Consider the following 15,385-nt stretch of genomic DNA (forward strand, 5'->3'; position numbering starts at 1 on the left):
AAATCTTTCGACGTTTTTATTTTCTATTGTTTTTCAGTATAAGGTAAAAAATGAATTCTATTGAAAAAATGACGGCAAAAAATATTGCTAAAACAGCTAAGGAAGTCAATTTTACATACATAGTATTAGAAATGCCAGTTCCATCATAGGGACGAAGCCATAAGAATAAAGCAAAACCTACAAATAAAATTGCTAAAATAAAATTAGTCGTTTGCCAACCACTCATAGTATAGTCTCCTTTAATATTATTTTGATAAAGGAATTATACTAAACATTTATTTTTTAAGCACTATTTTTCTTTTAAATAACTGTAGGGATCATTTTTATCACGCGCTGTCATGGAATAGCGACCAAATAAAATCATTGCGTGATGTGTATGAATCCATTCGTCTTTTGGTAAGATTTCTTCTAACCTTTTTTCTACTTCAAGAGGTTTGGCATTTTGAGGCACTATATGAAATCGTTTAGAAATTCGCGATACATGTGTGTCGACTGCTATCGCAGGAATTCCAAATCCCTCTGCTAAAACAACATTAGCAGTTTTTTCACCGACTCCCGGCAAAGAGATTAATTTATTTTTTTCTTGTGGAATTTTACCATCATATTTTGAAACTAGAATTTCCGCTGTTTCTTTTAAGTGCTTAGCTTTTGAATGGTAAAGCCCAATTTGGGAAATATGATTTTCTATTTCTGGAATTGTTGCCACGGCCAAATTCTTAGGTTCAGGATAATCTTTCATAAATTTTGGCATTACTCGATTTACCATCTTGTCTGTTGTTTGAGCACTCATTAAGACAGCACATAACAAATGAAAGTTATTGTCCCAAACTAATTCACTTTTGGCATCAGGATACATGCGGTTGATACACTCTAACACTTTTCTGGCTTCATTTTTACTAAGTAATTTTTCTGCTTTCATTTAGCGATTCCTCCTCAAAAACTTTTGAACTTCACTACTTGTTTTTAAGTTATGTCTTTGCCAATTCAGCAAAATACGGTCAACGTATTTTAGGCTATATGCTTGAGATAAGACAGCTTCGCGCAAAGCTAACTTAATAATAGCTGGATCGTAGTGATCTACATTGAGCCAGGCAGAAATTTCTTCTCGTTCTATTGGACTTAAATAACGACCAAATTCAATTTCAAACTGCCTTACTAATTGATTTAACGGGGTGTTATCAACAGCAGTTTCTGCCTTTTTAGCAGGCATTTTTTTATTGGCAGAAGAAATTTTATTTTCCAACAGTTGGTCCAGTTTATCATATAACTCATTAAGATTATATTTGTTTCCAATCATGCCGCTCTTGTCAGTTATCTGGTCAATTACAATTAAATTTTTTTCAATTAATTTTTGAATTAAAGCAGTGATTTCTGTAACAGAAAAATTAGTATTAGCCGCAATCTGTTCATTGGTAGGAAAAAAATTGTTTTTTTGGGCAAACATTTCCAATTGGATAATGACCATCATTTCTGCATCGTCAATATTAAGTTGTGGATAATAAGCAAGTAACCCGTTTGATAAAGTAGTGAAACCCATGAAGCGGTAATCATTATAGCGCATATTAATCTCTCCCTTTAAAAAAGTTGAACTAAATATTTTTTAGTTCAACTTTTAACTATACTATTAACTTTAATTTAAGGTTCTAGACGATTAATCATTCTCGGGAATGGAATAGCTTCACGGACGTGATCTAATTTGCAAATCCAAGCAATAACACGCTCAAATCCCATACCAAAACCAGAATGCGGTACGCTGCCGTATCTGCGTAAATCTAAATACCAGCTGTAATCATTCTCATTTAAACCAGCCTCATGGATTTGCTTGAGCAAAGTTTCATAATCACTTTCACGTTCAGAACCACCCATGATTTCGCCATAACCTTCTGGTGCTAAAACATCTGCACATAGGTATTCCTTAGGATTATCAGGATTTTTCTTCATGTAAAATGGTTTAATTGTTGTCGGGTAATTAACAATGAAAAATGGCCGATCAAATTTTTCAGAAATGAAAGCTTCGTCAGGAGCACCAAAATCATCGCCCCATTTGAAATCACGGCCATCGTCTTGCAAAATTTTTACTGCATCATCGTATGACAAGCGTGTGTAGTTACCTTGAGCCGCAGGCTCTAATTTTTTGGGATCACGGCCTAAAATTTCTAATTCATATTGACAATGTTTAAGAACCTGTCCGGTCACATATGACAAAAAGCGTTCTTGCAAATCAAGAGATTCATCTTGATGCATCCAGGCCATTTCCGGCTCCATCATCCAAAATTCAGTTAAATGACGACGAGTTTTGGATTCTTCAGCTCTAAAGGTTGGACCGAACGTAAAAATTTTACCGAATGCTTCAGCACCTACTTCACCGTATAATTGCCCAGACTGTGATAGGTAGGCATCCCCACCAAAGTATTCAGTGTGAAACAGCTCGGTAGTTCCTTCAGGAGCAGAATGCATAAAGATAGGAGCATCAAATTTCACAAAGCCTTCATTTTCAAAAAAGTCAACCGTAGCTTTGAAAATGGTATTTCTAATACGCATAATTGCAAAAGGACGTTTGCTTCTAAGCCATAAGTGTCTGTGATCAAGCAAAAATTCAATCCCGTGTTCCTTGTTGCCGATGGGATAGCCTTCATTGTTTGTAATCAGCTTTAAATCGGAAATTTGAATTTCATATCCAAAATGAGAACGCTCGTCTTGGTGAACAGTTCCCTTAATATAAAAACTGGCTTCTTGATGCAGAGATTTTGCTATTTCAAACACTTCATCAGAAACCGCATTTTTACGAACTACACCTTGAAAAAAGGCTGTACCATCACGTAATTGTAAAAACACTATTTTGCCGCTTGAACGTTTGTCAGTTAACCAAACGTGCATTCGCACCTCTTGGTCAACATGCTGGCGACAATCTGCTATTGAAATTAATTCTGTCATAAATTTTTATTCCACTTTCCTTATCATAATCAAATTAATGATACCAAAGTTTGATCATTTTAGCGACTCAACCTATTAATTTTCCGTTTTTAAAATTATAAAGTTGATAATGATATTCACCGACTATATTTTTAGAACTTACTTCCCATACAGGTTTATTCTTATACCAGCCTAGATTAACTTCTGTAATTCTTTCGTTAGGCTCTTTTGCACTATATTTGTTGCGAATGAGTCCTTCATTTACACCTTTATTTGCTGAATAAAGATATGCTTTTTTAGAGCCTGGTAAATAGATAAAATAGTAAGTCCTATGGTTTTTAGTTAAGCCTTTAAGTGCATAACTATTAACACCACGATTTAAATGATAATTTTTTTCCGTATATTTGATAGGTGTTTTTTCGACAGCTATTCTATTAAGCTCACGGATTTCTGAACGTTCGGGATTACCTGCTTTATAAAAAATAACAATGAAGGCAAAGTATAAAAAGATCAGAATTATAAATACCCATGCTAAAAATTTAAATGTTTGCTTTGTATCATCTTGTATCATAGTTTGTTAACTTTTCCTGTAAATTACTTAAAGATGTTTTTTTGACTTTAACTGGAACTGCTGCCAGAAAAACAGAACCGTAATCTTTTGACCAGATTCTTGAATCCAGTATTAGGAACTGCCCCCTGTCCTGTTCTCCACGAATTAGCCTGCCCATCCCCTGCTTAAAGCGAATAATTGCCCGCGGCATTGTATCAGCGTGGAAAACATCTATACCTCTGTCAACAAGTTGTCTTTGGCGCAACTTAACTTCCGGCAAATCCGGTGATTCGAAAGGCAATTTAGTTGCTATTACCAAGTCAACGCCACATTCATGAAAATCAATCCCTTCCCAAAAACTATCTGCTCCTAAAATAAGTGCTTGTTTGGCAATTGCAAATCTTTTAATAATCCGGTTATTTGAACCAGAGACACCTTGTGCCAAAATTTCATAATCACGTAAACTGGGAGAATTTATAATAGCACTAAAAACATTTTTTATTTGTTCGAGATTTGTCATTAGAACTAAAACATGCTTTTTATTTATCAGATCTTTCTCCAAAATCTGGGTTAGACTTTTATCATATTTTGGATCACTGATGTCGGGAAAATCAGTCACAGACAGAACTTCAAGATGCTTTGCCAGCTTGAATGTACTGGTTCCGATATACTTTTGCGGTGCTAAATCAGTTAGGCCAAGAAGTTTAATGATAAAATCAAACCCTTTTCCACTGGTTAAAGTAGCACTAACAAATGATATATGGTCAAAGCGATCATATATTTTATGAAGTTCAGGCGTTGCGTCAAGCATTAACCAACTTAAGTTGGCACTTAAAGGATCTTGCGGATTAGTCAAGGTAATGATAAACCCTTCCGCATCCACATAGGCTTTCTTGTGAAGTAAATCCGATAATTGGTAGCTTTTGGTAATATAGTCATCGAGTTGATCGATTTGATCAGAAACTTCACTTAAAATAGCATCCCTATCAATATTCGAACTGTCAGTTTCATTGTAAAGCTTAAATAAAATTTGATTTGTATTTTGCCTGATTCCTTCTAATTTTCGTTGCAATTCTGCTAGTTTAGTTAAAAATTGACTGTTCTTGGGAAATAGGTCTTTGCCCCTAAAACTGAGAAGCAAGTTGCCATTGGCTAAGCTATTTTGGCTGACTGCTTTCTTCTTCTTAGAACAAAGCAAACGCTGCAAATGATTAATAACTTTGATCAGATCAAGTATTGCTGGATCTAACTTTTCTAAGAGAAAATTAAACTGGACGTCACTGCCATACTGGTTAAATATACTGTCATCAGCGTAATAAAGCAAATTGCGCAGATGATTAAGAAGGCCCCATAATGATTCAAATTGAAACGAGTCATTCCTGGAAGTAATCACATTGTCAACAAAACGATGAGCTTCATCAATAACGAGGTAGGGATTCTGCCCCCAAATTGTATCATTATAATGATTAGCCAAATAGGCATGATTTGTGACTAAAATGTCAGCCTGCTCTTGCCTTTGTCTGGCCAAATTCCAGAAATCAACTTCAGCAAAAATACTGCCAACACGAGCATCTCCAGGGTGAGCAATTTGAGCAAATAAGGGAGCCCGATAATTAGTCAGCTGCAATTCATCTAGATCACCCGTCCGCGTTTCAGTTAACCAAACCAGAATGCGCATTTGCAACACTAAAGTTAACTTATTAGGCGTTCCCTGATACAAACTTTGGTAAAAACCATCTAAATCAAGGTAATGGCTGCTGGCCTTTACTTCCTCAGCTTTCAAATCCAGCTTGGTAACATTCAGCAATTGCGGAATTTCCTGCTCTATTATTTGCCTTTGTAATACTTTGGTAGGAGTAGCAATTACCAGTTTTCTATTTGTGTATAATTGATAGGAATATGAAAACAAGTAGGAAAAGGTTTTACCAGTGCCGTTAGGTGCTTCAATCAATAGTGCTTTTTGCTTGGGAGCATTCAAAAATTGCTCAATGCGATTGATGAGGTCTACTTGAGGCTGGCGGTAATTAATCTTATTTTTAAATAATCTCTTCTTGTCCGTGTCACTTTTAGGAAAAAGACCTGACTGTTGATTCTCAGAATTAATTACTTTTTCCTGTTTTCGTAAAATTATTTGCCGTACTTGCTGATATTGCGCCGGTAAAGGTCGTTTTTCCTTGCGCGCGTCATCAGCAATGCTAGTAAAAATCCAGGAAGTATCACGAATCAAGCCGTGAGCCAAAGAACTGAGCGTATTTAATGTAGCTTGCGGCAGCTTTTCAAGCCGTTCAATTATTTTTATTAATAAAACAGCAGTGCCATAAGCATCAGAATCTGCTTTATGAGGGTTTAAATGTCTTATTTGCAGGCGAGTTGTCAAATCGCTTAACTTGTATGACGGTTCAGTAGGAAATGCAATTTTTGCCAGCTCTACCGTATCTATTGCACGATTAGTTAGTGGTTCATAGCCGTGCTGCACTAATTCAAAATTTAAAAATGGCAAGTCAAAATTAACGTTATGAGCTACAAAGACAGTATCTTTCAAGATTTTGACAATCTTGGGTGCATAATAAGCAAAATCTTTTTCTTGAGCCACATCTTTGTTGTGTATATGGGTCAAATTTTGCACCGCTATCGGAATTTCGCGGTGAGGATTAATCATAAAAGAGTAAGTCTTGACAACTTTCATATTCTTAATAATAGCGCAGCCAAACTGAATGATATGATTATTTTCTTCCCGTTGTGTTCCCGTAGTTTCTAAATCCACTACAGCAAAAACGGTATGCTCGAATGATTTCATTTTGCAATTACCCTCCTTTCTGTTAATTTAATTCAACTATTTTGCATGCATCTAACAAAACCAAGTATTTAGCTTTAACTTTTTTGTCAGCAAAAGAATTAAGAGCTCTTTCATAAAGGCGCAGCTGACCTAAATATTTTTGCTTTATGTTTTTGATAGCTAATTCCAAATGAGTTTGATCAATATGATCAGTTTTATAATCAAATAATATTATGCCATCTTTTTCAGTAAAATAACCGTCTATTGTACCATGAATTAAAATTTTTGCGTCTGCATCACTGAAATTATCAAATAGACTATCGGCTGGCAACAGACTCGAAAATTCAATTTCACGGTGCAAGTTTTCTGGTTTTTGCCAAAATTTCTTTGCAAAATCGCTATGAACAAACCAATTTATTTTTTCTAAATCTAAACTGGAAACAATATTGTTATTAAGTTTATTTTGCTCAACTAGTTCCTGCACTTCTTCTTTAACCTGGTTGATAGCTCCCGATCCATGATAATCGTAGTATTGCAGGATCAGGTGCATTGCAGTACCAATCTCCGCTCCTGTAAACCGTGTTTTAAACAGAAAATCAGGTTTAGTATCTATAGGCTGCAAGTAACGATTAGTTGAAGAAATTAGGTGCGCATTTTCCAGTTCGGTATCAAGAGGATCGTTAAACGCTTTTTTAATTTCAGATACTGATTGATAAGCGGTTGTCTGACTGGCATCTTGAAAAGGATAACTAAAATTAAACAGTTTTTCTGTATATCCTTCTAGTGATGAAATGTCCTCAGTTTTGTTCTCCTCTGGACTAGTATATTCTTGAAGATGAACTTTTTCGCCTTGATATTGGATATAAAGCAATTCCTGACTTGTTTCCAACGCTGAATTTATATCATTAATTTTTTGGCTTAAAAGCTTGTCCCATTTGATTGATGGACCAATCAAACTCATCGGATTTGAAGCGTTAAGCTTGCTGTTTAGAGAAAGACGTCCATTTTGATCGGCCTCATTTTGCCAATTTTTAATTGTCTCAGGCAATTTCTTTAAATCAGCTACCAAAATTAACTTTTGCTTTGCTCGGGTCATCCCCACATATAAAATGCGCGCTTCTTCTTCTAAGAGTTGTCTCTTCTTGGATATATTTGCAATAGCCTTAACAAGGGTATCAGCACGATAATGTTTTAGTTTGATAGTTAAACCTACAGAACCAGAATTTATAATATAATTGCCGCTTAAATCCCGCTTTTGAAATTGGTGTTGCAAGCCTAAGTAAAAAACAACCGGAAATTCCAGGCCCTTGGAACTATGAACAGTCATTAAGCGTACGGAGTTACCGGCCTCTTTAGTTAAAAGGGGTTGCGCCAAGTCTTTTTGGCTGCGTCTCATTCGCTCGATAAAATTGATAAATTGATACAGGCCCTTAAAACCAGCGCTTTCATATGAAGCAGCTCTTTCATATAAAGCCTCTAAGTTGACCCTTCGCTGCTTGCCATTAGGTAGTGAAGTCATAATTTCAAGCAGGCTGGTTTTTTCATAGATGCTCCATATCAATTCTGAAATTCTATGTGTTGCAGCAAATTTACGCAATTCTTCGAGCTGATTCAAAAAATCTTTTACTTTTTGACTAAGTTCGTCACCCACGGCAACATAAGAAGTTAAAGCGTTGTAAAAACTGGCATTCTGCGTATGAATTCTAATCGTACTGAGTTCAGGTTCTGTAAAATTAAAAAGAGGTGACCTTAATACAGCTACAAGAGGAATGTCCTGATCAGGATTGTCAATGATCCTCAAGTAGTTCATGATTATAGTTAATTCTAAAGTTTGAAAATAATTTTTCGCATCGGTAACCATTATCGGAATATGATTTTTGGCAAACTCTTGCATAATTTCAAGATTATTGCTGCGACTTCTGGTTAAAATAACAATGTCACTGTACTTAAAAGGTCTCAAATGACTGCTATTTTGCGAATTTTTGTCATAAATTAACAAATTTTCCTCTGCGAATTTTTGAATACGGTTAATAACCATAGCAATTTCAGCTGAGTCAATATCGTCAGGATCATCTTCTTGAGGGTTAGTTTGGTCACTATTTTTTTCATGAATTAGTATTTCAGTCGCATCAGGAAGGTTTGAAGGATAATATTTGGCACCATAAGTCAGCTGACTCTCATTGTTATAATCAATACCTCCAAAATCATCCGTCAAAATATTTTTAAACACTTGATTAACAATAGAAATAACTGGCTTAGAAGAACGGAAATTGTCCGACAATAAAATTCTTTCTTCTTTTGCTTGATTTTCTTTAAGGGTTGCTTCTTGATATTTGTGCAAAAATAAACTTGGTTCAGCTTGCCTAAAGCCATAAATTGATTGTTTAACGTCACCAACCATAAAAAGATTGTTTTGACCATCTTTTTTAATTAATTGCAAAATATTTTCTTGTAGCGGGTTGATGTCCTGATACTCGTCGACCAAAATCTCATTATATTTGTTTTGATAAAAGGTTCGTGCCATTTGGGATGCAGAAGTGTCTTGACTGAGAATTTGGTATGCTAATTGCTCCATGTCACTAAAATCAAGCAGGTTTTCTGCTCTTTTTAACTGATTAAAACGGTCAATCAGTGCCAGTTCTGCTTTCACAATTGCAGCCATTATTTGCTGACCTTTTTGCATCATAGACAATTGCTCTTTTTCGTCAGTAGCATAAAAAGAAACAAAAGTAGTTAAAATCTGTTCCTTTGCTTCTTTTTTAAAATCACAGCACTCATCATAAAAAGCAACAATATCTTCGTCCCAATTTTTTGATCTGCGCATACCGCTTTTGAAAACACAGGCACGCAATCTTTCTCGTTGCTCATCATATGGACTATCATTTTCCAGATCATGCAAATAGCTGCTAAGACACTTTTCAAACAGGTCAAAAGTTTCTTTTGTTTTGTGCAGATCCTTAGTTTCCATTACCGTACTTTGACAAAAATGCTCTAACTTATCAGCAAGATTTTGGAAAAGATTGACTAAATAAGGTTTAATTTCTTTCTGCCACAAAGAAGATTTGATTACTTCTTCCATTTGATATTTTTGGGTTAGCCCTTGCAGCCATTCTCGATAATCAGGCTTAGCCATTGCGTAATTATATAAGTCTAACAATAAATTTTGCGGTGATGCAGCATCCCTGTCACCTGCAAAATTATCATAAAAAGCTATAAAGTCCCTGTCTTTTTTCTCTAAAAATTCTCCTTCAACTTCTTTTAATGCTCTTTCACGCATTAATTCCGCTTGAGAATCGTCAGTTAGTATACTGAAACTGGGATCAATGTCGATTACATAATAAAAACGATGGATTACATCCAAACAAAAGGCATCAATCGTAGAAATATTAGCAGAATCAATTAAATTTAACTGTTGTCTCAGATATGATTTTTTTGAAGACTTCTGCATTTCATTTGATAATACTTCTTTAATCCGTTTTTTCATTTCAGCTGCAGCTGCTTTTGTAAATGTAACTACTAACAGTTGATCAACACTGACACCAGAAAGAATTTCTTTCATTAAGCGCTGTACAAGAACGGTGGTTTTGCCACTACCTGCCGAAGCCGATACTAGTATGTCGCGGCCATGATCATTAATAGCTTTCTCTTGAACGGCTGTAAATGAGGTTTTTCCTTTTTCTTGAACCATTTTTAATTTCCTTCCTTTAGCCGTTTTTTAATCTTTTCCAGTAGTTCATCCCTTTTCAGGCTTCCTACTTGATGATATTTATTTTCTTTCAACATGGCGTCAAAAAAGAAGATATCACGAAAGTCTGAATAAGTTAATGCATTATTTCCATTCCCATATTTATAGGGATTCAGCTTTATTTTTCCTGCTAAAATTTGACTAGAGGCATCTTTAATAAGCTCTTCGTCGTATTTCAGCAATAATTCAAGTTCATCACTATTGAAATAACTGCCACCAAACTTTAAAGTTCCATCTTTTGTAGAACTGACTCCGGCATAAATGGAAGAAGTACTGCGTGGTTTATTTAAGTCAGGCTCAGCCGCGAGCATTAATAGCTGGTCATCATTAATTAAACCAGTATATTTAAGTTTAATTTGACCGTCTAAGTTGGCATCTCTGATCTGCAAATTATTGTCATACAACTTATTGCTATTTAGCCTTTCAGTTTGTCTGGTAACCGTTTGGTAAAAAGCACCTAAAAGTGAGAGTGGGTCAGAACCAGCAAAGAATTTGTGGTTTTGCATCAACACATCTAGATATGAAACCATTTGTAAAGAAATACCCTGGTAAAATAATCCCAGATCAAATTTTTTAGCGGAGGACTTATAATCAATTACTTGAGCAATAAATCCGTTTTGATCAGGAACCTGAGCCAAATCAACCCGATCTATTTTTCCCCTTAAATTAACGTAATGATTACCTTCTATACCAGGCACTTTAAAGTTAAGTCCTTGCACCTGTTCACCCTTTCCAAAACTTAACTCTGAATATTTAGCACGCAATGGAGTTTTTGCAACTGCATGATGCCAGTTACTTGCTACTTTACTGGTAGTTTTATCAAGACACTTAAATAAAAACTCATTAAATGGGTCATTTAATAATTGCTGATATCTGGCCTCATTTTTCATTTTTGTACGTGCAATTGTAAGTAACTGATTAAGTGTTTCGTCATCAATTTCTTTTAAATCGAGTGAGCGTTCGTTTAGCTCCTTAACTAAGCGATCAAAAGTTTCGTGGAAATAATTGCCAGCTTGTATAGCATCCAATTCATTTTCAAATCTTTTATGAAGGTGTAAACCATATGTCAAAAAATATTCGTATGAATTTTCATAAAAAGTTTCCAGCTGAGAAACAGAAGAATTGAGGTTTGAACCGTATAATTTTTGTGCCAGGTCAGGACCGATATTTTGTGGTTCGTTTATAAAATTGCTTCCTACTATAACTTTAGCTGTTTTTTGCGGTAAAAGCTCAGCCGTTAGCTTTAACAATTCTTTAACATCAATATTATTTTCCGCCCGATTAAGATAGCTTAGATATCCTAAACTTGCCTGTGGATTGGTTATAAAAGATAATAACTGACTAAGTTCTTCAGGTAAATTGTGTTGCGAAAATTCTGGTGCACCCGCAGTTTTAAACCTTTCATAATAAATTGAAGGCTGTACTGTACTACCCTCATCAGTCGCTAAACAATACGACAAATAAACTTTGTCCTGTGCTAAAGCCAAACAATTACCAAATTGGTAGTTTTGATCCCAGTTACTTAGCTGCTGCCTATCTTCAATATAAGAGTCTTCGCCAAAATCTTTTTTTAATTCAGCAAGATTTTCTGTACTTAAAAAGCCTGGGGTATTCTGCATTTGTGGTAAGCCGTTTACTGTTGCTCCCATAATAAAAACCTGTTTGTAGCCACTAACTTGAACAATACCCATTTCGGATAAATTTACAGCGTCCAGAGTAGCTGGAATTTGAGAAAATGTAGCTTCCTTAAAGCCGTTAATCAGTACTGCAAAAAAGCCTCTTAGATCAAAATTATCAGGGTTAATTAATAGATAATCATGTAGCAGATTGATCAAAAGATCCCAAACCTGTTCTGACTGCCTAGCTTCTTGTAAAGCTCCGCTTTCTTGGGCATCAGCCCGCCATTTTTCTAAAACTTCATTGACTCCATTGATAGTTAAAAAATTAAAAAATATTGTAATAGCTTTTTGGCTATCCTTTTCTTCTTTTAAACTGTTAAAAAGCTGCGTAATTTGTTTGATAAAATATTCTTTTAATTTTTCTATTTTATTTACTTCTTCGGGAATTTTGTCTAATCCTATGACTTCGGCTGCCATATAATCCGCAAAGTTTCTCTGCCATAAATTATGGTTTATGCCATGAGCGAGAACAAAATTTTCCAATTGGTCAACATCATATACATAAGCAGTTTCGTCTTGATACCAGTCGGGTATTATTAAACGGGTTTTCATTATGGCCAGCAAATTTTGGGTCTGAAAAGACCTTGACAATAACTGAGCGATGTTTTCAATTAAGACCACTAAAGGATGGTACTTCATTTCTTGTTGTAAATCATTAAAGAAAGGAATTTGATTCTGTCTTAAGATTGGGGTTAAATATGTCTCGTATTCATGCAGATTCGGTGCCAGAACTAAAAAATCGCGGTAGCGGTAGTGTCTTAATGCAACCTGCTGGTAAATGGTGTGAGCTACGTAATATGCCTCTGCATATCTGTTATCTGCACGCACGAGTTGGACTTGATTAAGATCACCAATGTTGCTTACGTCTCCAGTCCAAAATTCATTGAGCAACTCTCTTTTAGTTGGTCTGGGATTAATGTTTGTAGTTAATATTTGATGTGGCAAATTATGAGATTTAATATATTGTAATAGTTTATTGATAGTAGTTTGAATGACATAATCGTAATCTCCTGGTTCAGCTTTTGGATTAATCTCACCCAGTTGCGTTTTAAAAGCCAATGTGACGCTATGGGCTTTGGTCATCAATAATTTGACGGTTAGACATTCCTGAAGAGAAAAATGAGAAAAATCGCTAAAGTAAAAGTCTGCTTGATCTAAATTTTTTTGTGTAGCTAAATATTCATTTAACTGCAGCTGTATCTCGTTTGAGGTAGAAAATTTACCTGTGATGGCTTCAATGAATGCTGAATAAATAATTTTAAGATCAGAGATCTTATTTTTGGTTTCAAGCTCAAGAGCATCTTGATCGATATCATCAAGATTCAAATTGCCTTCGCGGATTTGCAGAATTGTATCATATAATTGCTTTATTAAACCCGGATTCAAGTTAGTAGTCTGAAAAAGGTGCAGCTGATCTTTCTTTTGATCAACAATTTTTGCAAGAAGCATTGCTGCAGCAGCATTATCAAGTTCAGTTGGCAAGCCCTTTTTTGCATCTTTTAAGAAAAACCAGGCCAAACGTGAAAATGATAAAACTTGCAGGTTTTTGACAGATTGCTCAGTACGGTTTTGACTGGTAGCCAACCTATTTATTGCTCTGACTTCTGTGGTAAACTTAATGTGGTTGGGAACGATGACAAAAGTTTTATGATCAGGAAAGTGCTGATAATTTTGTACTGCTTCCTGTAAAATTTTTTCCTGCATGGGATCGGTTTGCCGACCGACTAGAATTTTGATCATCTGTTCTCTTCTCCTTTGTCATTATTTTAGCATAGGAACCAAATTTTTTTACAAACAATAAGGATCTTAAATAAAATGAAATCAAGTTTTTTAGCACACGGAAAAGTTATTCTTATCGGTGAACATTCAGTAGTTTATGGCTATGATGCGTTAGCATTGCCAATCAAATCATTGCATATTAAAACGACTGTTGAACCGGCAGAGCAAATGTGGATGGATACGGCTCATTATCAAGGGCCTTTTTTTATGTCTCCATCTGAATATGATGGACTAAAATATGTTGTTAAAACGATGCTGACAAAAGCTGCCAGTAAAGAAACTCTGAAAATAACTTATACAGGAGAGATTCCAATAGAACGTGGTTTAGGTTCAAGCGCAACAGTTGCTCTTTCTACAACCAGAGCAATGAATGCTTACTTCAAACTTAAATTAACTGAAAAAGAAATAATGGAAATTACTAACCATGCTGAAATGATTAATCACGGTAAAGCATCAGGTCTTGATGCTGCAACTGTTAATTCAGATTATCTGGTTTTTTTTAATCAAAAAGATGGCCCGAAGTCGCTAAAAGCTAAACTAGACGCAACTTTGCTTATAATGGATACTGGTGAATTAGGAAGTACTAAAAAAGCAGTTAGTCAAGTTCAGGATTTGATAGTAAATGTTCCCGTTGTAAAAGAAAATATCAAGGAATTAGGCAAACTGGCTGATGAAACTAAAGCAGCATGGTTAAAAAAAGACGCTGAAAAGGTAGGTTCATATTTTAATCGGGCGCAAGAGATACTCCATTCATTTAGCCTTTCAACCGCAAAAATTGATCATTTGCAAAAAATTGCTCTTGCAAATGGTGCATTAGGTTTTAAATTATCTGGTAGCGGACTCGGTGGAATTGTAATTGCCTTGTGTCAAAATCATGAAGATGCTGTCAAAATAGCAGATAAATGTCAAAAAATAGCTACGAATAGTTGGATTGAGGAAATATAATTTTTATGGAAAAAACAGTTCGTGCCCATACAAATATTGCGTTGATCAAATATTGGGGCAAAGCAGATTCAGGTTTACGTTTACCTTTGATGTCTAGCTTGTCAATGACACTTGATAAATTTTATACTGACACCAAGATTTCAGATAGTTTAGAAAATCAATTTTGGTTAAATGGTGTCAAACAAAATGGACAAAGCAGCAGCCGTGTTTTTTCTTTTTTAAAATTACTGCAAAAAAAATTTGCTGTGACCGGCAAATTAAAAGTTGAATCATATAATCATGTTCCAACAGCTGCAGGATTAGCTTCTTCTAGTTCAGCTTTTGCGGCTTTAGCAGGAGCTTTTTGCCTACATTATGGTTTTAATTTGTCCTCTGTTGAACTTTCCCGTTTGGCTCGTTTAGGTTCAGGATCAGCCAGCAGGTCAATTTATGGTGGTTTTGCTATTTGGCGAAAAGGACACGATGATGAATCATCTTATGCCTATGCTTTAGATGAAAAGCCTGACATAGATTTGCGATTGCTTGTGGTTGAATTGAATAACCAGCAAAAAGATTTGTCTTCCACTCAAGGGATGAAACAGGCCCAAACATCGCCCTTTTTTATGCCTTGGATTGCGCGTAATCAAACAGAATTAAAACAAATGATTAGCGCTATTAAAGCAAATGATTTTTCAACTATTGGCAGTTTGGCAGAATTGAATGCTTGTGAGATGCATGCAGTCAATTTAACTGCTCAACCAGGTTTTACATATTTTGAACCTGCAACTATTAAAGCAATCAAACTTATAGCTGATTTGCGTAGCCAGGGTATAGAATGTTACTTCACAATAGATGCCGGACCTAATATAAAAATCTTAAGTCAATTAAAAAATGTAAAAGATATTACTAATAGGTTTGTATCCGAATTTGATAATGTTAACATAATAAATGCAAGTTTTGGTCCAGGTATTTCATGTCTGAACTAATTAATATAAATTAATTGATTAGGAGATTAAATT

10 protein-coding genes are annotated in these 15,385 nt (G+C 35.2%); 2 read left to right on the forward strand and 8 right to left on the reverse strand.

The features are described 5' to 3' along the window. Window positions 1-16: 16 nt before the first annotated feature. The 8 genes from JF76_RS05050 to JF76_RS05085 all read right to left on the reverse strand — a co-directional run bounded on the left by JF76_RS05050 (window position 17) and on the right by JF76_RS05085 (window position 13,403). Window positions 17-226 (reverse strand): DUF3923 family protein, encoded by a 210-nt coding sequence (locus JF76_RS05050; RefSeq protein ID WP_045928083.1) that lies wholly within the window; start codon window positions 224-226, stop codon window positions 17-19. Between the two features lie 63 nt (window positions 227-289). Then, window positions 290-919 (reverse strand): endonuclease III, encoded by a 630-nt coding sequence (gene nth, locus JF76_RS05055; protein ID WP_045928084.1) that lies wholly within the window; start codon window positions 917-919, stop codon window positions 290-292. Then, window positions 920-1,561, reverse strand: coding sequence for a DnaD domain protein (locus JF76_RS05060; protein ID WP_045928085.1), 642 nt, complete (start codon window positions 1,559-1,561; stop codon window positions 920-922). It lies immediately after the preceding gene. A gap of 74 nt (window positions 1,562-1,635) precedes the next feature. Continuing rightward, complete coding sequence (gene asnS / locus JF76_RS05065) at window positions 1,636-2,934, reverse strand: asparagine--tRNA ligase (protein WP_045928086.1); 1,299 nt, start codon at window positions 2,932-2,934, stop codon at window positions 1,636-1,638. 67 nt (window positions 2,935-3,001) lie between these two features. Next, the gene (locus JF76_RS05070) at window positions 3,002-3,484 is read right to left on the reverse strand and encodes a hypothetical protein (protein WP_045928087.1); all 483 of its coding nucleotides are present in this window, start codon (window positions 3,482-3,484) and stop codon (window positions 3,002-3,004) included. Beyond that, window positions 3,471-6,260, reverse strand: a complete 2,790-nt coding sequence (locus tag JF76_RS05075; RefSeq protein WP_045928088.1) for a helicase C-terminal domain-containing protein — start codon at window positions 6,258-6,260, stop codon at window positions 3,471-3,473. The genes JF76_RS05070 and JF76_RS05075 overlap by 14 nt, the downstream gene beginning before the upstream one ends. Before the next feature lie 22 nt (window positions 6,261-6,282). Further along, window positions 6,283-9,927: a helicase-exonuclease AddAB subunit AddA gene (gene addA, locus JF76_RS05080; RefSeq protein ID WP_045928089.1), complete on the reverse strand. Its 3,645-nt coding sequence runs from the start codon at window positions 9,925-9,927 to the stop codon at window positions 6,283-6,285. A 2-nt stretch (window positions 9,928-9,929) separates the two neighbouring features. Further along, the gene (locus JF76_RS05085) at window positions 9,930-13,403 is read right to left on the reverse strand and encodes a PD-(D/E)XK nuclease family protein (RefSeq protein WP_045928090.1); all 3,474 of its coding nucleotides are present in this window, start codon (window positions 13,401-13,403) and stop codon (window positions 9,930-9,932) included. A 75-nt stretch (window positions 13,404-13,478) separates the two neighbouring features. On the opposite strand from JF76_RS05085, the gene mvk reads away from it, so the two are divergent. Both mvk and mvaD read left to right on the forward strand, forming a co-directional pair. Continuing rightward, on the forward strand, window positions 13,479-14,387 hold the full coding sequence (mvk, locus tag JF76_RS05090) for a mevalonate kinase (RefSeq protein WP_045928091.1): 909 nt from the start codon (window positions 13,479-13,481) through the stop codon (window positions 14,385-14,387). Between the two features lie 5 nt (window positions 14,388-14,392). After that, on the forward strand, window positions 14,393-15,352 hold the full coding sequence (mvaD, locus tag JF76_RS05095; protein ID WP_045928092.1) for a diphosphomevalonate decarboxylase: 960 nt from the start codon (window positions 14,393-14,395) through the stop codon (window positions 15,350-15,352). The last annotated feature ends 33 nt before the right edge of the window (window positions 15,353-15,385 follow it).

Source organism: Lactobacillus kullabergensis (genome assembly GCF_000967195.1).
Taxonomy (GTDB): Bacteria; Bacillota; Bacilli; order Lactobacillales; family Lactobacillaceae; genus Lactobacillus; species Lactobacillus kullabergensis.

Bases quoted from the DNA above. Each gene is read 5' to 3' on its own strand.
- JF76_RS05050 (WP_045928083.1), bottom strand. From the start codon at position 226: ATGAGTGGTTGGCAAACGACTAATTTTATTTTAGCAATTTTATTTGTA.
- nth (WP_045928084.1), bottom strand. From the start codon at position 919: ATGAAAGCAGAAAAATTACTTAGTAAAAATGAAGCCAGAAAAGTGTTA.
- JF76_RS05060 (WP_045928085.1), bottom strand. From the start codon at position 1,561: ATGCGCTATAATGATTACCGCTTCATGGGTTTCACTACTTTATCAAAC.
- asnS (WP_045928086.1), bottom strand. From the start codon at position 2,934: ATGACAGAATTAATTTCAATAGCAGATTGTCGCCAGCATGTTGACCAA.
- JF76_RS05070 (WP_045928087.1), bottom strand. From the start codon at position 3,484: ATGATACAAGATGATACAAAGCAAACATTTAAATTTTTAGCATGGGTA.
- JF76_RS05075 (WP_045928088.1), bottom strand. From the start codon at position 6,260: ATGAAATCATTCGAGCATACCGTTTTTGCTGTAGTGGATTTAGAAACT.
- addA (WP_045928089.1), bottom strand. From the start codon at position 9,927: ATGGTTCAAGAAAAAGGAAAAACCTCATTTACAGCCGTTCAAGAGAAA.
- JF76_RS05085 (WP_045928090.1), bottom strand. From the start codon at position 13,403: ATGATCAAAATTCTAGTCGGTCGGCAAACCGATCCCATGCAGGAAAAA.
- mvk (WP_045928091.1), top strand. From the start codon at position 13,479: ATGAAATCAAGTTTTTTAGCACACGGAAAAGTTATTCTTATCGGTGAA.
- mvaD (WP_045928092.1), top strand. From the start codon at position 14,393: ATGGAAAAAACAGTTCGTGCCCATACAAATATTGCGTTGATCAAATAT.